This window comes from Nocardiopsis sp. iso_40 (assembly GCF_056173285.1).
In genome coordinates this window covers 1,034,162-1,058,991 of the sequence record NZ_CM149666.1, presented here as the reverse complement: position 1 = coordinate 1,058,991, position 24,830 = coordinate 1,034,162, and the positions used below count along the sequence as shown (strand labels likewise).

At 71.6% G+C, this 24,830-nt stretch carries 23 protein-coding genes; 9 read left to right on the top strand and 14 right to left on the bottom strand.

What is annotated here, in order from left to right; genetic code table 11:
* Positions 1–2: 2 nt before the first annotated feature.
* The gene (locus AC0VYD_RS04660; protein ID WP_475478749.1) at positions 3–323 is read right to left on the bottom strand and encodes a hypothetical protein; all 321 of its coding nucleotides are present in this window, start codon (positions 321–323) and stop codon (positions 3–5) included.
* A gap of 108 nt (positions 324–431) precedes the next feature.
* The gene (locus tag AC0VYD_RS04655) at positions 432–644 is read right to left on the bottom strand and encodes a hypothetical protein (protein ID WP_475480388.1); all 213 of its coding nucleotides are present in this window, start codon (positions 642–644) and stop codon (positions 432–434) included.
* Between AC0VYD_RS04655 and AC0VYD_RS04650 the strand changes: the two genes are divergently transcribed.
* The gene (locus tag AC0VYD_RS04650) at positions 570–1,433 is read left to right on the top strand and encodes a helix-turn-helix domain-containing protein (RefSeq protein ID WP_475480182.1); all 864 of its coding nucleotides are present in this window, start codon (positions 570–572) and stop codon (positions 1,431–1,433) included. The genes AC0VYD_RS04655 and AC0VYD_RS04650 overlap by 75 nt on opposite strands.
* A complete protein-coding gene (locus tag AC0VYD_RS04645; RefSeq protein ID WP_475478748.1) occupies positions 1,430–1,666 on the top strand; it encodes a DUF397 domain-containing protein in 237 nt (78 codons plus the stop codon). Before AC0VYD_RS04650 ends, AC0VYD_RS04645 begins: the two co-directional genes overlap by 4 nt.
* Positions 1,667–1,785: 119 nt before the next feature.
* Here AC0VYD_RS04645 and AC0VYD_RS04640 read toward each other — a convergent pair whose 3' ends face one another.
* From AC0VYD_RS04640 to AC0VYD_RS04630, 3 genes are all read right to left on the bottom strand, one after another.
* Entirely contained in the window at positions 1,786–5,412 is a 3,627-nt protein-coding gene (locus AC0VYD_RS04640; protein WP_475478747.1) for an ATP-dependent helicase, read from the bottom strand.
* A complete protein-coding gene (locus AC0VYD_RS04635; RefSeq protein WP_475480181.1) occupies positions 5,405–8,545 on the bottom strand; it encodes an ATP-dependent helicase in 3,141 nt (1,046 codons plus the stop codon). Before AC0VYD_RS04635 ends, AC0VYD_RS04640 begins: the two co-directional genes overlap by 8 nt.
* 87 nt (positions 8,546–8,632) lie before the next feature.
* On the bottom strand, positions 8,633–8,989 hold the full coding sequence (locus AC0VYD_RS04630) for an MGMT family protein (RefSeq protein ID WP_475478746.1): 357 nt from the start codon (positions 8,987–8,989) through the stop codon (positions 8,633–8,635).
* A gap of 59 nt (positions 8,990–9,048) precedes the next feature.
* On the opposite strand from AC0VYD_RS04630, the gene AC0VYD_RS04625 reads away from it, so the two are divergent.
* Both AC0VYD_RS04625 and AC0VYD_RS04620 read left to right on the top strand, forming a co-directional pair.
* Entirely contained in the window at positions 9,049–9,750 is a 702-nt protein-coding gene (locus AC0VYD_RS04625; RefSeq protein WP_475478745.1) for an ArsR/SmtB family transcription factor, read from the top strand.
* A 32-nt stretch (positions 9,751–9,782) separates the two neighbouring features.
* A complete protein-coding gene (locus tag AC0VYD_RS04620; RefSeq protein ID WP_475478744.1) occupies positions 9,783–10,736 on the top strand; it encodes a DMT family transporter in 954 nt (317 codons plus the stop codon).
* A 24-nt stretch (positions 10,737–10,760) separates the two neighbouring features.
* On the opposite strand, the gene AC0VYD_RS04615 is transcribed toward AC0VYD_RS04620, so the two are convergent.
* Positions 10,761–11,147 carry an SPW repeat domain-containing protein gene (locus AC0VYD_RS04615; protein ID WP_475478743.1) on the bottom strand — a complete coding sequence of 129 codons (387 nt, stop codon included), beginning with the start codon at positions 11,145–11,147 and terminating at the stop codon, positions 10,761–10,763.
* Positions 11,148–11,329: 182 nt separating this feature from the next.
* Positions 11,330–12,493, bottom strand: a complete 1,164-nt coding sequence (gene moeZ, locus AC0VYD_RS04610; RefSeq protein WP_475478742.1) for an adenylyltransferase/sulfurtransferase MoeZ — start codon at positions 12,491–12,493, stop codon at positions 11,330–11,332.
* A gap of 282 nt (positions 12,494–12,775) precedes the next feature.
* Here moeZ and AC0VYD_RS04605 point away from each other — a divergent pair, with 282 nt between their 5' ends.
* From AC0VYD_RS04605 to AC0VYD_RS04595, 3 genes are all read left to right on the top strand, one after another.
* The gene (locus AC0VYD_RS04605) at positions 12,776–13,006 is read left to right on the top strand and encodes a hypothetical protein (RefSeq protein WP_475478741.1); all 231 of its coding nucleotides are present in this window, start codon (positions 12,776–12,778) and stop codon (positions 13,004–13,006) included.
* Positions 13,007–13,284: 278 nt separating this feature from the next.
* Positions 13,285–13,932: a TetR/AcrR family transcriptional regulator gene (locus AC0VYD_RS04600; RefSeq protein ID WP_475478740.1), complete on the top strand. Its 648-nt coding sequence runs from the start codon at positions 13,285–13,287 to the stop codon at positions 13,930–13,932.
* A gap of 310 nt (positions 13,933–14,242) precedes the next feature.
* Entirely contained in the window at positions 14,243–15,043 is an 801-nt protein-coding gene (locus tag AC0VYD_RS04595; RefSeq protein WP_475478739.1) for a mechanosensitive ion channel family protein, read from the top strand.
* Positions 15,044–15,143: 100 nt separating this feature from the next.
* Here AC0VYD_RS04595 and AC0VYD_RS04590 read toward each other — a convergent pair whose 3' ends face one another.
* The 3 genes from AC0VYD_RS04590 to AC0VYD_RS04580 all read right to left on the bottom strand — a co-directional run bounded on the left by AC0VYD_RS04590 (position 15,144) and on the right by AC0VYD_RS04580 (position 16,830).
* The gene (locus AC0VYD_RS04590) at positions 15,144–15,386 is read right to left on the bottom strand and encodes a hypothetical protein (RefSeq protein ID WP_191268425.1); all 243 of its coding nucleotides are present in this window, start codon (positions 15,384–15,386) and stop codon (positions 15,144–15,146) included.
* Between the two features lie 267 nt (positions 15,387–15,653).
* Positions 15,654–15,965 (bottom strand): DUF6401 family natural product biosynthesis protein, encoded by a 312-nt coding sequence (locus AC0VYD_RS04585; RefSeq protein WP_191268426.1) that lies wholly within the window; start codon positions 15,963–15,965, stop codon positions 15,654–15,656.
* 175 nt (positions 15,966–16,140) lie between these two features.
* Positions 16,141–16,830 (bottom strand): ferritin-like fold-containing protein, encoded by a 690-nt coding sequence (locus AC0VYD_RS04580; protein WP_475478738.1) that lies wholly within the window; start codon positions 16,828–16,830, stop codon positions 16,141–16,143.
* Between the two features lie 625 nt (positions 16,831–17,455).
* Here AC0VYD_RS04580 and AC0VYD_RS04575 point away from each other — a divergent pair.
* Positions 17,456–18,973 carry a DEAD/DEAH box helicase gene (locus tag AC0VYD_RS04575; RefSeq protein WP_475480180.1) on the top strand — a complete coding sequence of 506 codons (1,518 nt, stop codon included), beginning with the start codon at positions 17,456–17,458 and terminating at the stop codon, positions 18,971–18,973.
* Between the two features lie 52 nt (positions 18,974–19,025).
* A complete protein-coding gene (locus AC0VYD_RS04570; RefSeq protein WP_475478737.1) occupies positions 19,026–19,934 on the top strand; it encodes an alpha/beta fold hydrolase in 909 nt (302 codons plus the stop codon).
* A gap of 87 nt (positions 19,935–20,021) precedes the next feature.
* On the opposite strand, the gene AC0VYD_RS04565 is transcribed toward AC0VYD_RS04570, so the two are convergent.
* The 4 genes from AC0VYD_RS04565 to typA form a co-directional block, all read right to left on the bottom strand.
* Entirely contained in the window at positions 20,022–20,984 is a 963-nt protein-coding gene (locus tag AC0VYD_RS04565; RefSeq protein ID WP_475478736.1) for an MBL fold metallo-hydrolase, read from the bottom strand.
* Between the two features lie 104 nt (positions 20,985–21,088).
* Positions 21,089–21,964, bottom strand: a complete 876-nt coding sequence (locus tag AC0VYD_RS04560; RefSeq protein WP_475478735.1) for a PHP domain-containing protein — start codon at positions 21,962–21,964, stop codon at positions 21,089–21,091.
* 60 nt (positions 21,965–22,024) lie between these two features.
* Positions 22,025–22,690 (bottom strand): DUF6758 family protein, encoded by a 666-nt coding sequence (locus AC0VYD_RS04555; protein ID WP_475478734.1) that lies wholly within the window; start codon positions 22,688–22,690, stop codon positions 22,025–22,027.
* Positions 22,691–22,800: 110 nt separating this feature from the next.
* Positions 22,801–24,693, bottom strand: coding sequence for a translational GTPase TypA (gene typA, locus AC0VYD_RS04550; protein ID WP_475478733.1), 1,893 nt, complete (start codon positions 24,691–24,693; stop codon positions 22,801–22,803).
* Positions 24,694–24,830: the final 137 nt, after the last annotated feature.

Genomic DNA, 24,830 nt, shown 5'->3' with positions numbered 1-24,830 from the left:
CGCTAGTGGTGCGGTCGGCGGAGCTGGTCGCGGGCCCACAGGTGGGCGATCAGGTCGTCCCAGGTCCCGGCCTCGTACAGGCCGGCGCGGGAGGCGACCCAGTAGGACTGGGTGGCTTCCCCGAAGTAGATGATCAGGTGGCGGTACCGAGCCTGGAGCAGCGCGGCTCGGGTGTGCTCGGCGTGGAACTCCGCCCGGTGACCGCCCAGGCGGGGCAGGCTCTGTGCCCGGCAGATCCGGCAGGAGCGGTGCTCACAGGTGGGGCAGGTCGCACCGATCACCCGGTTCTCCCGCGAGGACCGGGGCATGGGGATAGGATTCATCGTTGATCCTGCTTTCTTACATTTCGCAGTGTGGATTTCAGGGTTTGTGTTGGGGCTCAGAGGACGTTGGCGCGTCTTCTGGGCCCTTTTCTCGTTCCTGAGCTCAGGTCAGAGAGTGTTCCAGCGGCTCTCGCTGAGGTCGTTGGCCAGGAAGAACCAGACGTTGCGGAACTCCGGGTTGGCGTTGTCGCCCCAGTTGTCAACGAATAACTGAGAATCGGAGAAGGACTTGCTAGGTTGCCCCTTATGTACCGGACTTACAGCCCCACGATCCGACGCAGACGACTGGGCTTCGAGTTGCGCCGCCTCCGCGAAGAGCACGGCCTGACCTTGGACGCAGCCGCTAAAGGTTCAGGAGTCCCAAGAGCCACAGTCGGCAAGATCGAGACTGCCGAGTCCCGCCGCACGCGCGCACGAGACTTGGACGCCCTGGCTGACCTCTATGGCATTGACCAGGAGACTCGCGAAGCACTCCATCGCCCATCCCGAGAATCGAAGGAAAAGGGGTGGTGGTCCAGATACAAGGACATATTCAGCGACCAAGCGCTTCCTGACTTCGAGGGAGAAGCCTCTTCTATACGGACATTTCAGTCACAGGTTGTTCCTGGGCTTTTTCAAACCCCGCGCTACGCGGAGGAGGTCTTCAAAGGGGGCCGAGCCACCGAGGATGCGAATATTCTCCGCCAGGTCGAAGCTCGCATGACCCGGCAAAACATCCTCTCCAGGGTTGGAGCTCCTCATATGACTGCGGTAGTCGACGAAGCCGTCCTGCGGCGCGTCGTGGGCAGCCGGAGCATCATGCTGGAGCAGCTTGGGCATCTGGAACATCTGGCAGTGCGCCATAACATCGACATCCAGGTGCTTCCGTTTACCAGCGGCGCCCACCTGGGCATGGCGGGCGCCTTCACTATCTTGGACTTCCCCGAGCCCAGGGATCCGTCGATCGTCTATGTGAGCACAGCAGCCGACGGCCTGTACCTGGAACAGCCCACTGACATCGAGCGGTACAACGTAGCCTTCAGCAACGTACAGGGCGTAGCGCTATCGTCGACTGCATCTGTGCGGTTCATCGCCAGCGTCAAGGCATCGATAGAAAGCGAAAACGAATGATCCTGGAGTTCCGGAAGAGCACCTACAGTGCACAGGATCAGGACTGCGTGGAGGTCGCTCAGATCCCCACCAGCTTCCGGAAGAGCAGCTACAGCGGCCGGGGCCAGGACTGCGTCGAGGTGGGCTCGCTGCCCTGTGGTGCGGCGATGCGGGACTCCAAACACCCGGGCGCCGGGCACCTGCCCTTCCCCGCCGCCGAGTGGACCTCCTTCCTCACCACCGCCCTCGGGTAACCGCCCCCAACCCCCAGCCCCCCTTCAACAGGACCAGAGCCCGGCCGTGACCGATCACAGGTCACGACCGGGGCCCTCGGCTGCGGAATCCGCGCCCCGCACCCCGAGAACCCCGGGGCTCACTCCGGTTCCGGGACACCGGCGATCAGCGCGGCCAGACCCTCGGCGTCCAGCAGGTCGGTGGGGCGCACGGTCTCCCCCGCCCGCACGTAGTGGAACGCCGCCCGGACCTCCTTCAACCCCACCCCGGCCAGGTCGGCCCAGGCCAGACGGTAGGCGGCGAGCTGCACGCCCACGGCCCGCTGCTCGGCCCCGTTCCCGGGCGGGCGGCCGGTCTTCCAGTCCACCACGTCGTAGCGGCCGGTGAGGGTGTCGTAGAAGACCGCGTCCATCCGGCCGCGGATCAACCGGTCACCGATGACCGTCTCGAACGGCACCTCCACCTCGACCGGCACCCGCGGACCCCACTCGCTCTCCTCGAACTTCCTCTGCAGCTCGGCCAGGTCCTCGTCCTCCCCCGCCGTCTCGTCAGCGGCACCGGGGAGCTCGTCGAGCAGGGTGGCGTGCTGCCCGAAGCGCTGCTCCAACCAGGCGTGGAAGGCCGTGCCCCTACGCGTGTGCGGCGCGGGCGGCCGGGGCAGCGGCCTGCGGATCTGCCGGGCCAGGGCGGAGGGGTCGCGGGCCAGCCAGACCATGGAGGACACCGACAGATGGTCCGGGAGCTCCACCTGGACGGTCCCGTCGCCGGGGCCCGCCCTCTCGGTCTCCCGGTGGGCGAGCAGCAGTTCGGTGTCGCGCTCCCACCCCTGGAGGCGGCGGCGCAGCCCCTCGGGGGTCTTCTGAGGACCGGCGGGCCTGCCCGCGCGGAGCCGGGCGCGGGCACGTTCGACCAGGTCGGCCCCGGCCAGGATCTGGGCGCGGCGGCTGTCCGCCGCAGGCGCGGCCACCGGGGCGGAACCGGTCTCGAACCCGGGCTCCGGCTCGAACACGGGCTCGGGGCCCGGGTCGTACGGGGGCGGGGGTCCGCCGTCGTACTCGGGGTCGTACTCCGGCTCGTACTCGTGCTCCGGCTCCGGGCCGGGAACGAAGTCGGCACCGGGGTCCGGGTCCACCACGGGCGCGGCCTCGGCCGGGGCCACGGCGGCCCCGCCCCCCACCGCGGGCACCTCGGCGGGCGGCCACACGGCGGAGGACTCCTCGTCGTCGTGCGGGTTGGTGTCCTCGGGGTCGGGCGGCGGAGCCCAGTGCACGACGCTCCCGGCGCCCCGCTCGCACGCCTCGCGGACCTCCTCCAGGAACTCCGAGGGGCCGCGCGGGCTGCTGCCGGTCCGGCCCCACCAGTGCCCGGTGCACACCAGGGCGTAGGAGGCGCGGGTGACCGCCACGTAGGCCAGGCGCCGCTCCTCCATCAGGTGGCGGGCGTCCTCGGCCTCCTTGAAGGCGGCGATGGACTCCTTGTCCACCCCCTGCAGGACGGGCAGGCTCTGGCGGTCGCCGCGCAGCGGGTACGGCAGCAGGTGCTCGGCCCTCACCCAGGCCAGCGAGTCGCGCGCCTTGGCCGGGAACAGCGGCGCGCGCTTGCCCGCGCTCACCCCCGGCACGATCACCACCGGCCACTCCAGGCCCTTGGCGCCGTGCATGGTCATGAGTTTGACGCTGTCCGAACCGCCGACCCGCTCCCCGGGGCTGAGCGCGCTCTCGTTCTCCTCGGCGGCGTTGAGGTAGCCCAGGAAACTGCCGAGGGTGGGGTCCTCGGTGTTGCCCACGAAGCGGACGGCGTGGTCGACGAAGGCGTCGAGGTCGGCCCGGGCCGACAGCGGGTCCCGGTGGGTTCGGGCGCCCACCTCGATGTCCAGGCCGAGCATGCGCTCGACCTCGGTGATGAGGTCGGGCAGGGGCTGGCCGACGAGTTTGCGCAGGGAGCGCAGTTCCTCGGCGAGGCGGCCCAGGCGTTCGTAGGCGGCCTCGGAGTAGTTCCCGGCGGGGCCGGGGTCGTCGACGGCGTCCACCAGGCTGCCGCTCTCCGCGGTCAGGTCCAGGACGGTGCGGCGCAGCAGGTCCTCGCCGTCCTCGCCCTCCGGGCCCTCCTCGGCGGCGGCCCCGGTCAGGTCGCGGCGGGTGTGCCGGGCGAGTTCGGCGGCCCGGGAGCCGAGGGCGGCCAGGTCGCGGGGGCCCATCCGCCAGCGCGGGCCGGTGAGCAGGCGGGCCAGTTCGTTCCCGGCGGAGGCGTCGTGGACCACGCGCAGGGTGGCGATGATGTCGCGGACCTCGGGCACCAGCATGAGCCCGCCCAGGCCCACGACCTCCACCGGGACGCCGTGCGCCTCCAGGGCCTCGCGCAGCGGCGGGAACTGGGAGCGCTTGCGGCACAGGATCGCGATGTCGCCGGGGCTGACCGCCCCGTCGGAGGCACCGCCGGTCTCGCCCTCGGGCCAGGCCCGGCCGTCGGGGGCGAACACCGGGCCGCCGGGGTCCTCGGCGGTGGCCCTGACCAGGCGGCGCACCTGGTCGGCGATCCACGCGGCCTCCCCGGTCTCGGTGGTGAACAGGGCGGTCAGGGCGGTGCCCCGGTCGCGGCGGGCGGGCCCGGGGTGCAGGACGGGCACGTCGGCGGCCTCGGCCCGCAGCGGCTCGGAGATGCGTTCGGCGACGTCGAGGACGCGCTGGCCGTTGCGGAAGCTGACGGACAGGCGGCGCACGGAGGCGGGCCGTCCGGGCGCGGCCGGGAAGTCCGTGGGGAAGCTGGTCAGGTTGGCGGCGATCGCCCCGCGCCAGCCGTAGATGGACTGGCAGGGGTCGCCGACGGCGGTCACCGCGTGCCCGTCGCCGAACAGGGCGCGCAACAGCACGAGCTGGGCGTGGCTGGTGTCCTGGTACTCGTCCAGGAGCACCACCCGGAACCGGCCCCGCTCGATGAGGCCGACCTCGGTGTGGTTCCGGGCGATGCGGGCGGCCAGCGCCATCTGGTCGCCGAAGTCCATCGCCTCACGGGCGTGTTTGGCGTGGTTGTACCGGTCGACCAGCGGGAGGAGTTCCTCGCGGCGGCGCTGGGTGTCCACCAGGTCCCGGGTCTCCTTGGTGGGCTTGCGGGTCATCCGGTCCAGCTCGGCCTGGATCCACCGGCCGACGCCGCGCACCTGGTCGGTGCCGGTGAGGTGGTCGGCGATCTGCCCGGACAGGTCCAGGACCCGGCGGGTGACGGTGTCGGCGCCGACGTCGACGTGGTCCATCGGCCCGTCGTACTCCCCGACGATCCGGGCGGCCAGCTGCCAGGACTGGCCCTCGCTGAGCAGCCGGGAGGTGGGTTCGACCGCCTCGCGCAGGGCGTGGTCGGCCACGATGCGCCCGGCGTAGGCGTTGTAGGTGGAGACCGTGGGTTCGCCGTCCAGCAGCTCCTCGGGGAACTGTTCGGTGGCGCGCAGCTGCTCCAGGCGTCTGCGCACCCGTTCGGCCAGCTCGGCGGTGGCCTTGCGGGTGAAGGTCAGCCCGAGGACCTGCTCGGGGCGCACGTGCCCGTTGGCGACCAGCCAGACCACCCGGGAGGCCATGGTCTCGCTCTTGCCGGACCCCGCCCCGGCGATGACCACCCCGGGTTCCAGCGGCGCGGAGATGACCCGGGCCTGCTCGGAGGTGGGTTCGGGGCGCCCGAGGAGACGGGCGAGCTCTGCCGGGGTGAAACTCGGTCCGGGGGATCCGGGGGCGGGGGCTGGGAGGGGGTCGGGGGTGGGGGTGCTGGGTTCAGACATGTCTGCCCTCGTCCTGGACCGGACAACAGGCGCGCACGGCGCACGAGTTGCATCCGGTGTTGCGGGTGGCGGCGAAACGGGACCCGCCCATGCCGGTGGCGACCTCGCGCACGAGGGTCTGCGCCCATCCGGGGTCGGGGTCCTCGCCCAGCGGGGGCTGGGCCTGTTCGCGCGCCTTCTTGCTGAATGCGGCCCCGCCGACGTGCACCAGTGCGGCGCCACCGGGTTCGGCCAGGCCGAGCTTGGCGAAGGCGCCCCTGAGCACGGCCATCTGGTAGACGCCCAACTGGGGGTGGCGGGCCAGGTCGTCGGCCTTGTTGCGGCCGGTCTTGATGTCGACCACCACGGCGCGGCCCCGCTCGTCGCGTTCGAGGCGGTCGACGCGGCCGGTGATCTCGATACCGCCGACGTCCACCCGGAACCCCTCCTCGGTGACGACCAGTTCGCGCTCGTTTCCGGCGTCCCAGCTGAGGAGTTTGCGGACCATCTCGTCGGCGCGGTCGCGCTGCTTGTCGGCCTGCCAGGGCCCGCCGAAGTCCAGGTCGGCCCAGATCTCGTCCATCCGGGCGCCCACCTCCTCGGCGCTGCTGCCCTGGGCGACCAGGACGGCCACGGCGTGCACCACGGTGCCGAGCGCGGAGGCGGAGTCGCCGGAGGAGGCCCCGGCGGCGCGTTCGAGCAGCCAGCGCAGCTGGCAGTTGGTGAAGCTCTCCACCTGGGAGGGCGACACCCGGATGGTGTCCTCCTCCTCGGCGAGGGGGCGGTCGTCGGTGAAGGGGGTGAGCGCGTACCACTCGGCCGGGTCGGCCCCCCGGACGCCCTCCTCGGCCAGGCGGGCCAGGTGCGCGGCGGCGGCCTCGACCAGCGGTCCGGGCGCGTCGGGGTCGGTGACCACCGAGCGCAGGTCGGCGACGAGCGCGGGCAGGGAGAGCCAGCGGCGGCCGGTGCTGACCTGTTCGGGCTCGCCCAGGCCCATCTCGTTGATGAAGCGGGAGGGGCGTTCGTCGGTGTCCTCGCCGCCCACGCAGGTGACGTGGAGGGTGCGCCGGGCGCGGGTGAGCGCCACGTAGAAGAGGCGGCGCTCCTCGTGCAGGAGTTTGGAGGCCAGGGCCGCGCCGAAGGAGTCCGCGGCGTGGCTCCGGGCGTCGACGAGTTCCTCCACGCCGAGCAGGGAGCCGCGCAGGCGCAGGTCGGGCCACTCCCCCTCCTGGGCCCCGGCGACCACGACCAGCCCCCACTCCAGGCCCTTGGAGCGGTGCGCGGTGAGGATGCGCACCGCCTCGCCGTCGGGGGCGCGCTCGGCGAGGCTGTCACCGGGGATCTCCTGGGCGGCCAGGTCCTCCAGGAAGCCGTCGGGGGTACCGGGCGGCAGGCGGTCGCAGTAGCGGGCGGCGCTCTCGAACAGGGCCACCACGGCGTCCAGGTCGCGGTCGGCCGCGGCCCCCCGGCGGCCGCCCGCGAGGCTGGCGCGGAGCAGCCGGTCGGCGAGGCCGCTCTCGCGCCACAGCTCCCACAGGACCTGTTCGGCGTCGGCGCCCTCGGCGGCCAGGTCGCGCACGGTGCGCAACGCCTTGGCCACCCGGGTGGCGGGGGCGGCGACAGCGGGGTCCACCAGGGTGAGTTCGCGCGGGTCGCGCAGGGCGTCCACGAGCAGGCGGGCGGAGGGCCGGTACCCGGGGTCCTCGCCGTCCCCGGCCTCCCGGGCCCGGTCCAGGTCCAGGCGGCGCAGGGCGCGCACCAGGCGGCGCAGGCGGACGGTGTCGGCCTCGCCGAACGGGCTCATCAGGAGTTCGCGGGCGGACTCCTCGTCCAGCTCCTCCGGGCGCAGGCCGTGGCGGATCAGCCCGAGCAGGGGCCGGACGAGGGGTTCGGCGGCCACCGGCAGGTCGTCGGGGCCCACGACCACCGGCACCGAGGCTGCGGCCAGGGCCCGGCGGAGCACGGGGAGCTGGCGGCTGGAGGACCTGACCAGGACCGCCATGTCCGACCACGGGACCCCGTCCACCAGGTGGGCCCGGCGCAGGGTGTCGGCGATGACCGCGGCCTCCTGGGTGGCGCTGTCGGCCATCATCAGGTGCACCTCGCCGTCGGGGACGCCCGCGGCCGGGGTGAGGTCGCGGTGGGCGTTGACCCGGCCGTGCGCGGCGGCGACGGCGGGCAGGCGGCGGGTGAGGCCGCGCGAGGCCGCGAGCAGGGCGGAGCCGCTGCGGCGGCAGGTGCGCAGCGCCACGACCGGCGCGTCGGTGCGCTGGAGCGTGCGGAAGCGGCCGGGGAATTCGAGGATGTTGTCCACCTCGGCGCCGCGGAAGCCGTAGATGGACTGGTCGGGGTCGCCGACCGCCACGAGGTCGCGGCCGTCCCCGGCCAGGGCGCGCAGGAGCTCCTCCTGGGCGGGGTCGGTGTCCTGGTACTCGTCGACGAACACCACCTCGTGGGCGGCGCGCTCGCGCTCCTGCACCTCGGGGTCGGAGAGCATGTTGGCGGCCACCCGCACCAGCTCGGCGTAGTTGAGCGTGGGCACGGGCGCGATGTCGAATCGGCCGTTCATCCGGGACAGGAACCCGGCGGCGGCGGTCCAGTCGTCGCGCTCGCGTTCGGCGGCCAGCTCCGCGAGCTCGCCGGGCCCCAGCCCGCGCTCCTGGGCGCGCATCAGGAAGTCGCGCAGCTCCTCCGCGAAACCGCGGGTCTCCAGGGCGGGGCGCAGGCGCTCCGGCCAGCCGGGGGCGCCGTCCTGGAACTCCCAGGACAGGAGTTCGCGGACCTCCATGAGCTGTTCGGGGCCGGACAGCAGCCGGGGCGGCAGGTCGCCCATCCGCTGGAACTCGCGCCGGATCAGGGAGTAGGCGTAGCTGTGGAAGGTCAGCGCCAGGGGTTCGCGGGTGGTGCGGCGCAGCCGTCCGGTGATGCGCTCGCGCAGTTCCTGGGCGGCCTTGCGGCTGAACGTGAGCACCAGGACGCGGGAGGGGTCCACGCCCCGGTTGTCGATGCGGTCCACCACGGCCTCGACGACGGTGGTGGTCTTGCCTGTTCCGGGGCCGGCCAGGACGAGCAGGGGTCCGCCCGGGTGGTCGACGACGCGCTGCTGGTTCTCGTCCAGCACCGGCGGCGGCTGCACCTGGTGGGCGCGCCGCACGAGACGGTACGGGGATGTGTTCACGCCCCCAGTTCACCAGAGTCGGATGACCATCCCGGACGGGCGGCCAGGGGTGCGGGCGGGCCGTCAGCCTCCGCAGTCCCCGTCCCACCGGGCCCGGCGCATGTCCACACGGTCGCTCCGGGGGCGCATCGGGGTCCCCTCGGCGGCGTAGTGGGATCGGGCACGTACCAGGTGCCCCTCGGCGGGGCGCCCGTCCGCCCGCACCACCCGCCACCAGGGCACTCCCCCGCCCCACTGGGACATGACGGCCCCCACCTGCCGGGGGCCGCCCCGGCCGACGTACTCGGCGATGTCTCCGTAGCTCAGCACCCGGCCCGGCGGGATGCGCTCGACCACCGAGAGGACCTCCTCGGTGTAGTCGTCGAGGGCCTCCTCCGGTGCCTCGTCGCCGGGGGTGCGGGTTCGGGGTTCCTCGGGCATGGTGCGAAGCCTAGCCACCCCCGCCGACAGCCGCGGCGGGCCTGGGGCATTCTGGATCCATGACCGACACCGACGGCCGGGGCCTCGCGGCACTGGCCGCACTCCTCGCCGACCCCACCCGCGCCGCGATGTGCCTGGCCCTGTTGGACGGGCGGGCCTGGACCTCGGGCGAACTGGCCCGGCACACGGGGGTGGCCGCCTCCACCGCCAGCGAGCACCTGACCAGGCTCGTCGAGGGCCGCCTGCTGGCCGAGGAGCGCCAGGGCCGCCACCGCTACGTGCGCCTGGCCGACCCGGGTTCCGCCCGTCTGGTGGAGGGCATGGCGGCCCACGCGGCCCCCGACACCCGGCCGGTCGGCTCGCTGGGGCAGGACCGCCGGCGCCGTGCGCTCGCCCGGGCCCGCACCTGCTATGACCACCTCGCCGGGGCCCTGGGGGTGTCGGTCGCCCGGGCCATGGCCGAGCGCGGGCTGCTGACCCAGGACACCGGATGGGCGATCACCCCCACCGGACTGTCCTGGTTCGCCGACCTCGGGATCGACCTGCCCCGGGGCGGGAAACGGCCGCTGGCCAGGTCCTGCCTGGACTGGACCGAACGCCGCCCCCACCTGGCCGGGGCCGCCGGGGCCGCGCTCGCCTCCCACACCCTGGCCGCGGGGTGGTGCGAACGGATCCGCGGCGGCCGGGCGCTCCTGGTGACCGAACGCGGCGCGCACGCCCTGGAATCCCTGCTGGGCCTGGAGGCCGCGACGTTTCGGTGAGCGCCGAAACAACCGGCTCCTAGGCTCGGCGCATGACCGGACAGAACCCATCCCGGGCCGCGCTGGCAGCGGCCGCCACCACGGTGCTGCTGTGGGCCTCCGCCTTCGTCGCCATCCGCACCGCAGGGGAGCACTACTCCCCCGGTGCCCTGGCCCTGGGCCGCCTGGCCACGGCCAGCCTGATCCTGCTCCTGCTGGTCCTGCTCACCCGGCGCGGCCTGCCCCCTCGGGCCGCCTGGCCCGGCATCGTCTGTTCCGGGCTGCTCTGGTTCGGCGTGTACATGGTCGCGCTCAACTGGGGCGAACAGGAGGTGGACGCGGGCACCGCGGCCCTGGTGGTCAACCTCGGCCCCGTGCTCATAGCCCTGCTCAGCGCCCGGCTGCTGGGCGAGGGACTGCCCCGCCCGCTGGTCGCGGGCACGGTCCTGGCCTTCACCGGTGCCGCCGTGATCGGCCTGTCCACGACGGACCACGACGGCTCCTCCGTCCTCGGGGTGCTCCTGTGCCTGGTGGCCGCGGTGGGCTACGCCGTCGGGGTGGTCAGCCAGAAACCCGCCCTGCGCCACGCCGACGCGCTTCAGGTGACCGCCTTCGCCTGCCTGGTCGGCACCCTGGCCTGCCTGCCCTTCACCGGGGTCCTGGTCTCCGAGTCCGCGGCGGCCCCCTGGCAGGCCACGGCGACCGTCGTCTACCTCGGGGTGTTCCCCACCGCGCTGGCCTTCACCACCTGGGCCTTCGCCCTCTCCCGGATGCCCGCCGGGCGTCTCGGCGCCACCACCTATCTGGTCCCCGCCCTGGTGGTGGCCCTCTCCTGGGCTCTCCTGGGCGAGACACCGGTGCCGGGCGCGCTGCTGGGCGGGGCGCTGTGCCTGGCCGGGGTGGCCGTCTCCCGGCGAGGACAGGGCGCCGCGGCACGGCCCCCGGAGTCCGTGAAGCCGCCGGAGAACGCCGAGCCCTCCGAGACGGAGCGGAGCCGCCCGCGCTGACCGGACGGCTCCGGGGCCGGGCGACTACTCCGGCACGGTGTTGCTGTGGCCGCCCCAGGCCAGTTCGGGGTCGCGCCTGCGCGCCGCCCCGGCCATGACCAGCCCGACGGCGCCCAGCACGGCGATGGCCCCGCCGCCGATCCATGCGGTCAGGGCGGCCCCGAGGATGTGGGTGAAGCCCAGGACCCACGGCAGCGCGAAGATCAGGGCCCCGACGGCGAGCACCCCGACCTCGCTCGACACCGCTCCCGGCCGGGTCAGCGACACGGCCGCGGCGAGGACGACCGCCAGCCCCAGTACGAAGAACAGCCCGCCGGAGAACCCGTACATCCCGTGCCAGATCCAGCTCAGGCCCACCGCGACACCGAGGACGACCGAAACCCAGTCCGCCCAGCGTCCCTTCACACGCATAACGCCACCTCCCTGCGGCGGGGGCGCGCGCCGGTGGTCGGCGCGGCACCCCGTGTGGGACCTGTACCCACTCGGGAGGCCCCCAGGACCGGGCGGCACCGGAAAACGACGGACGGCGCCGGGGAACCCCGGCGCCGTCCTGGCGGCCCCGCGCCCGCAACGGGCGTGTCGGCCGGGCGGTCCTAGTAGGTGGGCAGGCTCGGGTCGACCTGGTTGACCCAGGCCAGGACGCCGCCGCCCACGTGCACGGCGTCGGAGAACCCGGCGGCCTTGACCGCGGCCAGGGCCTCCGCCGAACGCACACCCGACTTGCAGTGCAGGATGACGCGCTTGTCCTGCGGCAGCTGCTCGAAGGCCTTGCCGTTCAGGAACTGGCCCTTGGGGATGAGCGTCGCACCCGGGATGCTGACGATCTCGTACTCGTTCTTCTCCCGGACGTCGACGAGGAAGACGTCGTCGGCCTTGTTGTCCAGGAGCTCCTTGAGCTCGGGGGCGGTGATGGTCGAGTCCGCGGCGGCCTCGGTGGCCTCCTCGGACACGGCCCCGCAGAAGGCCTCGTAGTCGATGAGCTCGGTGACCGGCTCGGTGTCCGGGTCCTTGCGGACCTTGACCTCGCGCCAACTCATCTCCAGGGCGTCGAAGATGAGCAGACGGCCGACCAGCGGGTCACCGATGCCGGTGATCAGCTTGATCGCCTCGTTGACCATCACCGAGCCGATGGAGGCGCACAGCACGCCCAGGACGCCGCCCTCCGCGCAGGAGGGGACCATTCCGGGCGGCGGGGGCTCGGGGTACAGGTCGCGGTACTGCGGCCCGTACTCGTTCCAGAAGACGCTGACCTGGCCGTCGAAACGGTAGATCGAGCCCCACACGTAGGGCTTGTTCAGGATGACGGCGGCGTCGTTGACCAGGTAACGGGTGGCGAAGTTGTCGGTGCCGTCCAGGATCAGGTCGTAGTCGGCGAGGACCTCCAACGCGTTGTCCGACTCCAGGCGCTCCTGGTGCAGGACGACCTCGACGTTGGGGTTCACCTCCTTGACGCTGTCCCGGGCGGACTCGGCCTTGGGCAGGCCGACGTCACTCTGGCCGTGGATGATCTGACGCTGGAGGTTGGACTCGTCGACGACGTCGAAGTCGATGATGCCGAGCGTGCCCACCCCCGCGGCGGCGAGGTAGAGCAGGGCCGGGGAACCCAGGCCGCCCGCGCCGACGACCAGCACCTTCGCGTTCTTCAGACGCTTCTGGCCGTCCATGCCCACGTCGGGGATGATCAGGTGACGCGAGTAGCGGCGCACCTCGTCCACGGTCAGCTCTGCGGCTGGTTCCACCAGCGGCGGCAGCGACACGGTGACTCCTCATGTCTGTTCGGGTCGCTTCGCATCCACCCGTGCCGAGGGGCCCACGGGAACATGGGGCGGTGCGCGAAGCTGCTTGCACTCATACCCAACCTAACGGGTGGGGTTTTCCATTCCCACCCCGGGGAGGCGTGGCCCTCGTCGCCCCCGGGGCGGTGCCCTGACCTCCCCAACCACGGCGGCCCGGGAGTTCATCCCGCGCGGATCCCCCTCCCGGCGGCGGCCCGGAGGTAGTGTCGCTCGTACGCTCCGCGACGACGTTGGGAGGATCCCGTGACATCTTCCGATCCCAGGGGGAACAGAGGGCGCACCGCCCCCGCAGGAGAGGACCCGGCGGCGGCCGTACCCGAGGCCGACGCGGCCGAACAGCGCGCCCCGGCCGGGGACGAGGACCGGGGCGACTGGGTCGAGGAACCCCCGGAGGGGGCCTTCGACCAGGCCGACGAGGCGGACGTGATCGAACAGGCGCGTGAGGTGGGCCCGGACGAGGAGGAACACCGCTGAGGCGGATCCCGCGCCCCGCACGCCGCCGGGGCGGGGGCGGCCCGTTCGCCCGCCCGGCGGGCGTTTGGCGGCCCTCCCCACCTGCGACGCGGGCTTTCGGCCCGGTCCGTGCGGGAAAGCCGTCGCTCCGTGCCGCCCACACCGAACTTACGCAGCAGTAAGATGAGGGAAAAGCTGCGGGCCGCGTCACAGCGCCGACGCCGGGTCCGACAGCGTCAGCCACGCAGATGTCCAATGAATGGCGTGCATCTGCCATGCCGAGTTCGGAGGGTGTGGGTGTGACAGCTCCTTCAGACGCCCGCGCCCGGGGCACCCGCTTGCCCCGGGTCAGGCGCCGCCGCCAACTCCTGGCCGCAGCTCAGGAGGTCTTCGTCGCCCGTGGTTACCACGCGGCGGCGATGGACGAGATCGCGGACCGCGCGGGTGTCAGCAAACCGGTCCTCTACCAGCACTTCCCCGGGAAGCTGGAGCTCTACCTGGCCCTTCTGGAGGAACACTCCGAGGCCCTGGTCGAGAAGCAGCGGGAGGCTCTGGAGAGCACCGACGACAACCGCCAGCGCGTCACCGCCAGTTTCCAGGCCTACTTCGACTTCGTCGCGGGCGACGGAGAGGCCTTCCGGTTGGTCTTCGAGTCCGACCTGCGCAACCTCCCCGCGGTCAGGGAGAAGAGCGAAGAGACGTTCCAGCGCTGCGCCGAGCTGATCGGCAAGGTGATCCGGCAGGACACCAGCATCTCCGACGAGGAGGCGCACCTGCTGAGCATCGCCCTGGTCGGCATGGCCGAGACCAGCGCCCGGTACTGGCTGAACAACCACGGTTCGGTCCCCCAGAACGCCGCCGAGCAGCTGGTCGCCCGGCTGGCCTGGCGCGGGATCAGCGGCTGGGACCTCGCCAGGTCCGGCGAGGAGGGCGAGGCCGGGGACTGACCCCCGGCCCGACGAAGCCACCGCCCCCGGCGCGCGAACGCGCGCCGGGGGCTCTCCTTTGTCCGCACAATCCTCTTCACACAACAGAGAACCGGGCATTCTCCCACCGCCCGAAAAACAAAAGAACAAAGAATTAACCATTGCCTGGAAAAGGACTGGCAATCACCCTGACGCTCGCCCGACAAGCGGTTCGATTCCCGTTCTCCGGGTATCGCGGAACTGAGGAGTACCGCGCTTCTCTTCGCCGTATCCGCCGGACACCGGCCAACCGGTGCCCTGAGTGGAACTAGCGATTCGGAGGTGAAGACGTATGGACATCGGTCAGGGCCTGACGGACGCCTGGCAGACGATTGTGGGTTTCGTGCCCATGCTGCTGGGCTTCCTGGTGATCCTGGTACTGGGCTGGATCATCGCCTGGTTCGTGGGCAAGGCCGTCGCCAAGGGCCTGCACAGCGTCGGACTGGACCGCGCGCTGCACCGCGGAGGTGTGGGCGAGTACTTCGAGCGCAGCCGCTGGACCGCCAGTGAGCTGTGCGGGAAGATCATCTACTACGTCGGGCTGCTGTTCGTGCTGACGATGGCGTTCAACGTCTTCGGACCGAACCCGGTGAGCACACTGCTCAGCGACGTCATCGCGTGGATTCCGAACGGCCTCGTGGCCCTCGTGATCGTCGTGGTCACGGCCATGATCGCCAAGGCCGTCCGGGACCTGGTCACCGGCGCCCTGGGCGGGCTCTCCTACGGACGCCTCCTGGCCAACGTGGCCGCCGTGGCCATCCTGGCCCTCGGTGTCATCGCCGCGCTGAACCAGATGGGCGTGGCCGTGTCCGTCACCCTGCCGGTGCTGATCGCGGTGCTGGCCACTGTGGGCGGCATCCTGATCGTGGGCGTCGGCGGCGGCATGATCAAGCCGATGCAGTCCCGCTGGGCGCGCTGGCTGGAGGCCGCCGAGCGCGAGACCGGGCAGCTCACCGGCGAGGACAGCTACCAGGCCGGGCGTGAGGCGGCGATGAACCGTCCGAGCGCCGAGGCCGGGAAGAGCACCGAGTCCAAGAGGGAGGCCACCAGCATGCCGGGGCAGCGCGGCACGGGCGGTGAGCCCACCGTGTGACCGCACGGACCCGGGTCACCCGCGGGGGCGGCCCGGGCAGCGAAGGAGGGCGGGGCCGTGCGGCCTCGCCCTCGTCGTGTGCCGCCGTCGCGGCCCCGGTTCACAGGAACTCGGAGTCGCGCAGCTCCAGTCGGGCGAGGTGTTCGATACGCCGAAAGGCCAGGACGCCGGTGGCGATCAACGGAAGGAACGCCAACCAGAAGACAACGCTCCCGGGTCCGGTGAAAACCATCGACGCGAGTGCGACGACGAAGATCAGTGCGAAAAGCGCGAAGTCGACGCGATCCTGCTGGATCAGGACGCCGACCGGTGGGCGCGCCGCCCCATGCCGACCGCTCCTCATTCGCATTCCTTTCTCGCGGCTCTTCGGGCCGCTCCGCCAGTCACGGCGCCCGAGATCCACCTGGACCCTGATAACACCGTGAATCCCACGTTGCATTCCGCAGGACACTGGTCATACCGGGGTGAACCGGCCCCGGGTCGGCCACTGTGGGTTCACCGGTACGTTTCAGCGTACGCTCGGCAACGGCTTTTCGCCGGAGAACCCGTGGGGCGGTGACCGCGATACATCTCGCGTCGTAGGTCACACCCGGCTGCGGATGCCACCAACCTAGCGGACGAAACCGCGCTCCCTCGCCAGCCGGCAGATCGCGAGAATGCGGAGGGTCTCCCAGTCGTAGTCGGCGCCCTCGGAGTCCCAGCCGCGTTCGAGGCAGCCGTCGAGGAAACCGTGGAGGTAGGTTCCGAGGGTGTTCGCGGTGAGTTCGGCACCGCCGGAGACGATGCCCTCGCACACCTGTGCGGCGTGCTGATCCAGCTCAGCGCTCATCCAGGGTTCTACCGGCCCGTCCAGGGGGCCGATCTTGTGGAAGTCACGGGTGAGTCCGGCCAGCGGATGGCGCACGGAGGTCCCACGGGGCATGGAAGTACCTACTCGTGTGGTCAGGGGACGGGAAACTCCATCGACTCTATGCGCGTCGGACCAATGGATCGTAACGAATGTGTTGGAAATTACCCGCCCTTGACCAAGTCGCGCCAAGTCCTGGTCAAACATGGCAAAAGAACCAGAACCGGTGTCATACCGGCGATTCGGTGCCCTAATCGGCCAATCCCATGGCGTTCAGTCGCGCGGCATGACCCTCGGTGAGGGAGGCGAACATCCGGCTGACCGCGGCGAGGTCGTCCAGCCCCGAGTCGCCCGGGTCCTGCCCGCGCCGCCCCTTGCCCGCCAGGAGCGCGGCGAGCTCCGGGCGGTCCACGGCCACGGCCTGCGCCTGGCTCAGAGCCTCGCCGACCAGGCGGCGGGCCCACAGGGACAGGCGGCCGGCCAGCTTCGGGTTCTCCACCAGCGCGGAACGCACCTGGGCGGCGAGGAACTCCGCGCGCTCGGTCTCGGCGAGCACGTCCTCGACGAGCGCCCGGGTGTCCGCGTCGGCCAGTTCGGCGACCTTGCGGTAGAAGTCACCCGCGATGCCGTCGCCGACGTAGGTCTTGACCAGGCTCTCCAGCCAGCTCTGCGGCTCGGTGCGCTCGTGCCACAGGTCCAGCGGCCCGACGAAGGGCTCCATGGCCTCCTCCGGGTCCACCCCGAGCTCCACCAGTCGCTCGCGCAGCGCCTGGTAGTGGTTCTGCTCGGTCGCGGCCAGACCGGCGAGCTGGCCCCTGGTCCGCAGCGAGGGCGCCAGTCCGGCGTCGTCGGCGAGGCGGAAGAAGGAACCGAGCTCGGCGTAGGCGAGCAGTCCGAGCAGATCGATCACGCCGGGGTCGGCGGAGGGGCCTTTGGTCATGCCCGCCAGGGTATCGCCCGTCCCCCAGGCCCCCCAATCGGGGACTAAACGCTGCTCGGAAACGGTTGCACCACCTGGGAGCGGGTACGGTCACAGCCGTCCACAGCCCGGCGAACTGGTATGTGCACCGGGCGAACCAGCAGCTAGACTCAGCGTGATGACCGGCGTGCACGATCACGGCGCCGCGTCCCGCACCCCCGCGACGCGGGCCCTCCCGCGAGTACGTTTCGGCGCCGCGGACGCGGGCGCCCGGTGACGTGTCAGCCGGACACCACAACGTGTCCTCACGAGCAGTGCGGCGTGAGGGAGCAACGGCCCACGCGCCCAGCTACGCACCGCACACGACAACCAGCGGATGGAACCGAGAGACAGCGGCCAGGGTCACCCCCCGGGCCGCGCGGGTCCAGTCGGCAGCGCCACCACGGATCCCTCGCCGAAGCGGGAACCCGGTGAGCCGCGCCCTCCGCGGCGGCCAGAAGCCGCCCGCGACCGCACCCCGCCGCGGCCACGAACAACGCTGTGGCCCGCCTAGATGGAGGCCTGAGCCCTGAGTAGTACAGAGACGACCACGAAACCCAGCACCACCTTCCGAGACCTGGGCGTCAGCCCCGAGCTCGCCGACGCCCTGGAGGCGGAGGGGATCATCGAACCCTTCCCGATCCAGGAACTGGCCCTGCCGATCGCGCTGCACGGAAGCGACATCATCGGACAGGCGCGTACCGGAACCGGTAAGACCCTCGCCTTCGGCCTGCCCCTGCTCCAGCGGGCGCAGGAGAAGCCGGGTTCGGCCAAGCGGCCGCGCGCCCTGGTCGTGGTTCCCACCCGTGAGCTGGCCATCCAGGTGGCCGCCGACCTGACCACCGCGAGCAAGCGCAGCAGCGGCCGCATCCTGACCGTCTACGGCGGCCGCTCCTACGAGCCGCAGATCAACGGCCTCAAGGAGGGCGTCGACGTCGTCGTCGGCACCCCCGGCCGCCTGCTGGACCTGGAGAACCAGAAGCACCTGCGGCTGGACGAGGTCTCGGCGGTGGTCCTGGACGAGGCGGACAAGATGCTCGACCTGGGCTTCCTCCCCGACATCGAGCGCATCCTCACCAAGATCCCCACCGAGCGCCAGGTGATGCTCTTCTCGGCGACCATGCCGAGCGAGATCGTCACCCTCTCGCGCAACTACCTGCGCCAGCCCACCCACGTGCGGGCCGGTGACGACAACGAGATCGACGGCTCGACCATCCCCAGCCGGATCGCCCAGCACGCGTTCCGGACCCACCAGATGGACAAGCCGGAGATGCTCGCCCGCCTCCTGCAGTCCGAGGACCACGGTCAGAGCATGGTGTTCTGCCAGACCAAGCGGGCCTGCGACCGGGTCGCCGGCGACCTCAAGACCCGCGGCTTCGCCGCCGCGGCCGTCCACGGCGACCTGGGCCAGAGCCAGCGCGAGCGCGCCCTGCGCGCCTTCCGCAACGGCAAGATCAACATCCTGGTCGCCACCGACGTGGCCGCCCGCGGTCTGGACGTCGACGACGTGACCCACGTGGTCAACTACGAGACGCCCGACGACGAGAAGACCTACACGCACCGGATCGGCCGGACCGGCCGCGCGGGGCGCACCGGTACCGCGGTCACCTTCGTGGACTGGCAGGAGATGCCGCGCTGGAAGCTGATCAACGGCGCGCTCGGCCTGGACTTCCACGAGCCGGAGGAGACCTACTCCACCTCGCCGGGCTTCTTCGAGGCGCTCAACATCCCCGAGGGGACCAAGGGCAAGCTGGCCGTCGACAGGCGCGGCGAGCACGCCGGCCTGGAGGCCGAGGAGGTCGAGGACATCGGCGACACCGGCCAGCCCCGCGGCGGCGACCGCGGCGGCCGACGGGGCCGCGGCGACCGCAAGGAGGGACGTGAGCAGGGCGGTCGGCGCGGCGGCGCTGGCTCAGGCGGCTCAGGCGGCCGCAACCGTTCCCGCAAGCGGACCCGGGGCGGCGACAACGCCACCGGGGCCGAGGGCTCGGCGGGCAGGACCGCGGTGAGGTCCGAGAGCCCCGCGAACAGCTCCGAGAAGTCCTCCGACGGGGAGGGCGCCCGCAAGGTCCGCCGTCGTCGCCGCACCCGCGGCGGCGTGCGCCGGGACCCCGAGAACACCTGATCACCGTCGGGTACTCCCGGGCCGGTCCGCCGATCGTCTAGGGTTGCCCGACGTGAGTACACCTGAGTTCCTCGATCTGCCGCCGGGTGTGCGGCACACGGACCTGCGACTTTCGTACGGTCCGGTGGCCGCACTCCGGGCTCTGCCCACGTCCGGCGGCACAGAGTTGGCCCCTGCTGTCCTGGTGCACGGTTTCACCGGCAGCAAGGAGGATTTCATCGCCCTCCTCCAGAGCCTGGCCCAGGCCGGGCGGGAGGTGGTGGCGGTCGACCTGCCCGGGAGCCACCGGTCTCCGGGCCTGGAGACCCTCACCCCGCCTCCGGGGGTCGAACTCCCCGACTACCGGCTCTCCTCGCTGGGACGGGTGGTCACCGAGGTCATGGACCAGGTCGGCGACGGCGGCCCCGTCCACCTGGTGGGGCACTCCTTCGGCGGTCTGGTCTCCCGTGAGGCGGCGCTGACCGAACTCTCCCCGCTGGCCTCCCTCACCCTGATGTGCTCCGGTCCCGGACCGTTGAGCGGCCAGGGCGCGGCCCGGACCCGCAACCTCATCGCCGCGCTCTCGATGGCCCCCACCGCCGAACGCCTCCGCGAACTGTGGGACGAACGCTTCGAGCTCGAGGCCCGTTCCCGGGAGGTCGGCCCCGAGATGCTCGCGTTCCTGCGCGACCGGTTCGTCAACAGCAGTGCGCTGGCTCTCGTCCGTATGGCCGAGGACCTGCTGGGCGCCCCGGACCGGGTCGACGAGCTGGCCGAGGTGGACGTGCCCAAGCTGGTGATCTACGGCGAGAACGACGACGCCTGGCCGCTGGCCGAGCAGGACGGGATGGCCGAGCGGCTGGGTGCTCGGCGCCTGGTGGTCCCCGGCGCGGGGCACTCCCCCAACGTCGAGGCCCCCGAGACCACGTCCAGCGCGCTGACGTCCTTCTGGAACGAGACGGAGTCCGTCGGCCGCCGCTGACCCGCAACGCCGTGGAACCGCCGTGCCGCCGTCCCGGGAGGGGACGGCGGCACGGCGGTTCGTCCTGGTGGCACAGGGGCCTCGGAATCAGACCCAGGAGTCGAAGTTGCGGCTCTCGGCCTCGACGGTGGTGGAGGGGCCGCGGTCCGGGAGGATCCGGGTGTCCGGCGGCAGCGACAGCAGGTTCTCGCCGATGGAGGCGAGCTGCGTCGTGTAGTCGATGTAGGTGTTGCCGACCATGCCGGGCTCGCCCTTGCGCAGGGTGTCACCGCTGAACACGGCGCCGAGCTGGCTCACGTAGAAACCGACGGTGCCGCTGGCGGTGCCGGGCAGGGCCAGGACGTCGATGTGCAGGTCGCCGATGTCCAGGGCGCCCTCGCCCTCCACGTCGATCTCGGGACGGTGCTCCGCGCCGTGGATGCGGCGCCAGGCACGCATCTCACGGGGGTGCAGGGCGATGTCCGCCTCGGTCTCCTCCGCGATGGCCAGCGCGGCCCCGATGTGCGGGCTGTAGGCGTTGGTGCAGGCCACCAGGTAGACCTCGCGGTCACCGACGGCCTTCATGATCGCCTCGGCGTCGTGGGCGGGGTCGATGACCACGACCCCCTCCTTGTCCGCCTCGATGATCCAGGTGTTGCTGATGACGTCGAACTTCTCGCCGTCGAACTCGAAGGTTCCGGCGGTACGCACACGGGTGATGCCGTCGGTGTCGGGGCCGGTCACACCGACCTCCTCGACCTCCTCGACCTCTTCCTCCTCGGTGCCGTCCTCGGACCCGGCGGCGGTCTCCGAGTCGTCGTCCGCCTCCGCGTCGTCGGCCCCGTCGCTCTCCCCGGTTTCCTCGGCGCTGTCGTCCTCGACGTCCTCGGCCGCGGTGTCCTTGACCGACCCGGCCTTGTCGTCCTCGGACCCGGCGCCCTTGTCCTCGGGCTCGGCGCCGGTCGCGGCCGCCTCGTCCCCGGTCTCCTCGGTGGTGTCCTCCGCGACCTCCGCAGCGGAATCGGTGGCCTCCTGGCCGTCCTGCTTCTTCGACTTCCGCTTCCAGAACACGGCGTCAGACCTTTCGTCCGGTATGGGTAGTAAAACGCTGCGACTATTGTCGCGCTCCCGCGCAGTGGTCCGTACCGTACCGAACCCCGGGGAGCGGCGGCCTCTCAGCCCTTGATCAGAGGCACCCCGGTGGCCGGGGCGATGAGCTCGTCGAACGCCTCCGGAGAGGTCGTCCTGCAGCCCATCCGGTGGCCGGTGAGGGCCCCGTGGTCGTCGCTGGAGCCGGTGACCACCACCCCGAGGTCGGCGGCGACCCCCCGCCAGAACTTCGTCTGCGGCCGGTTGTGCGAGGGGTGGTCGGCCTCGATGCCGCCCAACCCGGCCTCGGCCATCCGTTCGGCCAGTTCCACCGGGACCGCCCCGTTGGTGGCCCCCTCCGCGCGGGCGGGGTGCGCCAGTGTGCACACCCCGCCGGCCTGGCGGACCAGCTCCACCGCACGGACCGGGTCGATCGCGTACCGCGATGCGTACGCGGGGCCGCCGGACCCGATCCAGCGGTCGAAGGCGTCCTGCACGTTCCTGGCGGCCCCCGCCTCCACCACGGCGCGCGCCAGGTGCGGCCTGCCGATGGTGTTGGCGTCGGCGTACTCGTCCTGTCCGGCCCCGGCGATCTCCAGGACCCGCTCCCAGGTCACCTCCACACCGTGCGCCTGAAGCTTGTACACCATCTCCTCCGCGCGGGAGGCCCGGTCGGAGCGGACCCGGCGCAGCTCGGCGTCGAGCCCCGGGGAGTCCGGGTCGAACAGGTAGGAGACCAGGTGGACGCTGGACCCCTCGTAGGCGCAGGACAACTCCATCCCCGGGACCAGGGTGAAGTCGGGGGGCAGGTGTCTGGCGGCCTCCTCGATCCCGCCGACCGTGTCGTGGTCGGTCAGGGCGAGTACGTCGAGTCCGGCGGCGACCGCGTACGCGATGACCTCGGCTGGGGTGTCGGTCCCGTCGGAGACCGAACTGTGGGAGTGCAGGTCGATACGTGTCACCGGGCGATTGTACGTAAGTCGAGGCGCTCGCGCTCGGGCCGGGCCGCCCGAGCGGTGGGATCACTCCGGCTCCTCCCGCGGTGCCAGGATCCGGCTCAGGAAGGGGCTGGGCGCCCCGTACGGCGGTTCCAGTGCCACACCCCCGTCCTGCATGTCACGCAGGTCCCGCAACGCTTTGACCTCGCACATCAGCATGCCGGTGTCAGCGGAGGCGAAGACCAGCCACAGCCAGTCGGCGAGCGCCTCACCGGCGTAGACGGCCCGGTCCCGGCCCACGTCCAGGTTCCACAGGGCCATCTCGTGGCCGTCGAACCGCACCTTGGCGTCGGGTGGTCCGGAATCGAACCCGTTGCCGGGATCGGGCCCCTCCAACCCCGCGATGCGGGCTCCGAGGCCGATGCCGGGGTCCTCCGCGACGATGACGGCCTCGCCGACTCCGCCGAGCGGGTTCGGCCCGGACAGGGCCACGGCCACGGCCAGCGAACCGCTGCGTTCGTCCCCGGCCTCGGCGAACCCGGTGACCACCCATCCCGCCGGCAGCGGCCAGGGGATCCACACCGGGACCCGGACCTGCGGAAGGAGGGTCTCAAGCGCGGCACTGCCCGGGGCGCGTATTCCCTGGAGGGGCGCCACCGGTCCGTGGGCGTCGCACTGCCAGGCGCTGGTCCACAACCCCGGGGGTTGTACGGTGCGCCCGCAACGCGGACACGAGGGCTCGGGTCTCATGTTCTACGGGTCTACCCGAGTCGGGACCAGCGAAAACGCGGAGCGGGCGGGGTGCCGTTCGCACTCCGCCCGCTCCGGGACCGGGAGGGCGCTCGGCCCTCCGGGGTGTCCTACTGCTGCTGACGCTTCTTGTTCGCGGTGATCCGGCCGCGCTCCTTCTGGTCCAGGATGACCTTGCGGATGCGGACGTTCTCGGGGGTCACCTCGACGCACTCGTCCTCGCGGCAGAACTCCAGTGCCTGTTCGAGGGAGAGCTTGCGCGGCGGCACCAGGCGGACGAGCTCGTCGCCGGTGGCCGAACGCATGTTGGTGAGCTTCTTCTCCTTGGTGATGTTGACGTCCATGTCGTCGGAGCGGGAGTTCTCCCCGACGATCATGCCCTCGTACACCTCGGTGGTGGGCTCGACGAACAGCGTGCCGCGCTCCTGGAGGTTGAACATCGCGAACGCCACGGCCACACCCGCGCGGTCGGCCACCAGGGAGCCGTTCGGGCGGGTCCGCAGGTCACCGAACCAGGGCTCGAACTTCTCGAAGACGTGGTGGGCGATGCCGGTGCCGCGGGTCTCGGTGAGGAACTCGGTACGGAAGCCGATGAGGCCGCGGGAGGGGACCAGCCAGTCCATCCGCACCCAGCCGGTGCCGTGGTTGACCATGTTCTCCATCCGGCCCTTGCGGACGCTGAGCAGCTGGGTGATGGCGCCCAGGTAGTCCTCGGGGGCGTCCACCGTCAGCCGCTCGACCGGCTCGTGCACCTTGCCGTCGATGGTGCGGGAGACCACCTGCGGCTTGCCGACGGTCAGCTCGTAGCCCTCGCGGCGCATCTGCTCGACCAGGATGGCCAGCGCCAGCTCGCCGCGGCCCTGCACCTCCCAGGTGTCGGGGCGCTCGGTGGGCAGGACCCGCAGGGAGACGTTGCCGATGAGCTCCTTCTCCAGGCGGTCCTTGACCAGGCGCGCGGTGACCTTGGCGCCCTTGACCTTGCCGACAAGCGGCGAGGTGTTGGTACCGATGGTCATGGAGATGGCGGGCTCGTCCACCGTGATGAGCGGCAGCGGAACCGGGTTCTCCAGGTCGGCGAGGGTCTCGCCGATCATGATGTCCTCGATACCGGCGATGGCCGCGATGTCACCGGGGCCGGCCATCTCGGCGGGCTTGCGCTCCAGGCCGTCGGTCATCAGGAGCTCGGTGATCTTGACCTGCTGGACGGTGCCGTCGGTGCGGATCCACGCGACCTGCTGGCCCTTGCGGAGCTCGCCCTCCTGGACCCGGACCAGGGCCAGACGGCCGAGGAAGGGGGAGGCGTCCAGGTTGGTGACGTGGGCCTGCAGCGGCGCGCCGGGGGTGTACTCGGGGGTCGGGATGGTGTCCAGGATGGTGCTGAACAGGGGGACGAGGTTGTCGTTCTCGGGCACCTCGCCGTTGCCGGGGCGCTCCAGGGAGGCCTTGCCGTCACGGGCGCAGGTGTAGACGATCGGGAACTCGATCTGCGACTCGTCGGCGTCCAGGTCCATGAACAGCTCGTAGGTGTCGTCCACGACCTCGGCGATCCGGCTGTCGGGCCGGTCGACCTTGTTGATGACGAGGATGACGGGGAGCTTGGCCGCCAGCGCCTTGCGGAGCACGAAGCGGGTCTGCGGGAGCGGGCCCTCACTGGCGTCGACGAGCAGGACGACACCGTCGACCATCGACAGCCCTCGCTCGACCTCGCCGCCGAAGTCGGCGTGGCCGGGGGTGTCGATGATGTTGATGACCACGTCATCGCCCTCGGGCGTGGTGTAGTGCACCGCCGTGTTCTTCGCGAGAATGGTGATGCCCTTCTCGCGCTCCAGGTCGTTGGAGTCCATCACACGGTCGTCGACGTCCTGGTTCTCCCGGAAGACACCGGACTGCCAGAGCATGGCGTCAACGAGGGTCGTCTTGCCGTGGTCGACGTGAGCCACGATGGCGACGTTGCGCAGGTCACTGCGGCGGGCGGAGCCCTCGACGGGCGTAGCGCTGGACATGCTTAAGTCTCGATCTCCTGTACTGGGTAGAGACCGCAGAGTGCCACGGCCCGTTGCCAGTTTATGCGGTCATAGTGGTCTGGTTGGGAAACGTACAGGTCACCCCGGTTAGTTTGGTCACCCCGGAGCCCGCCCCG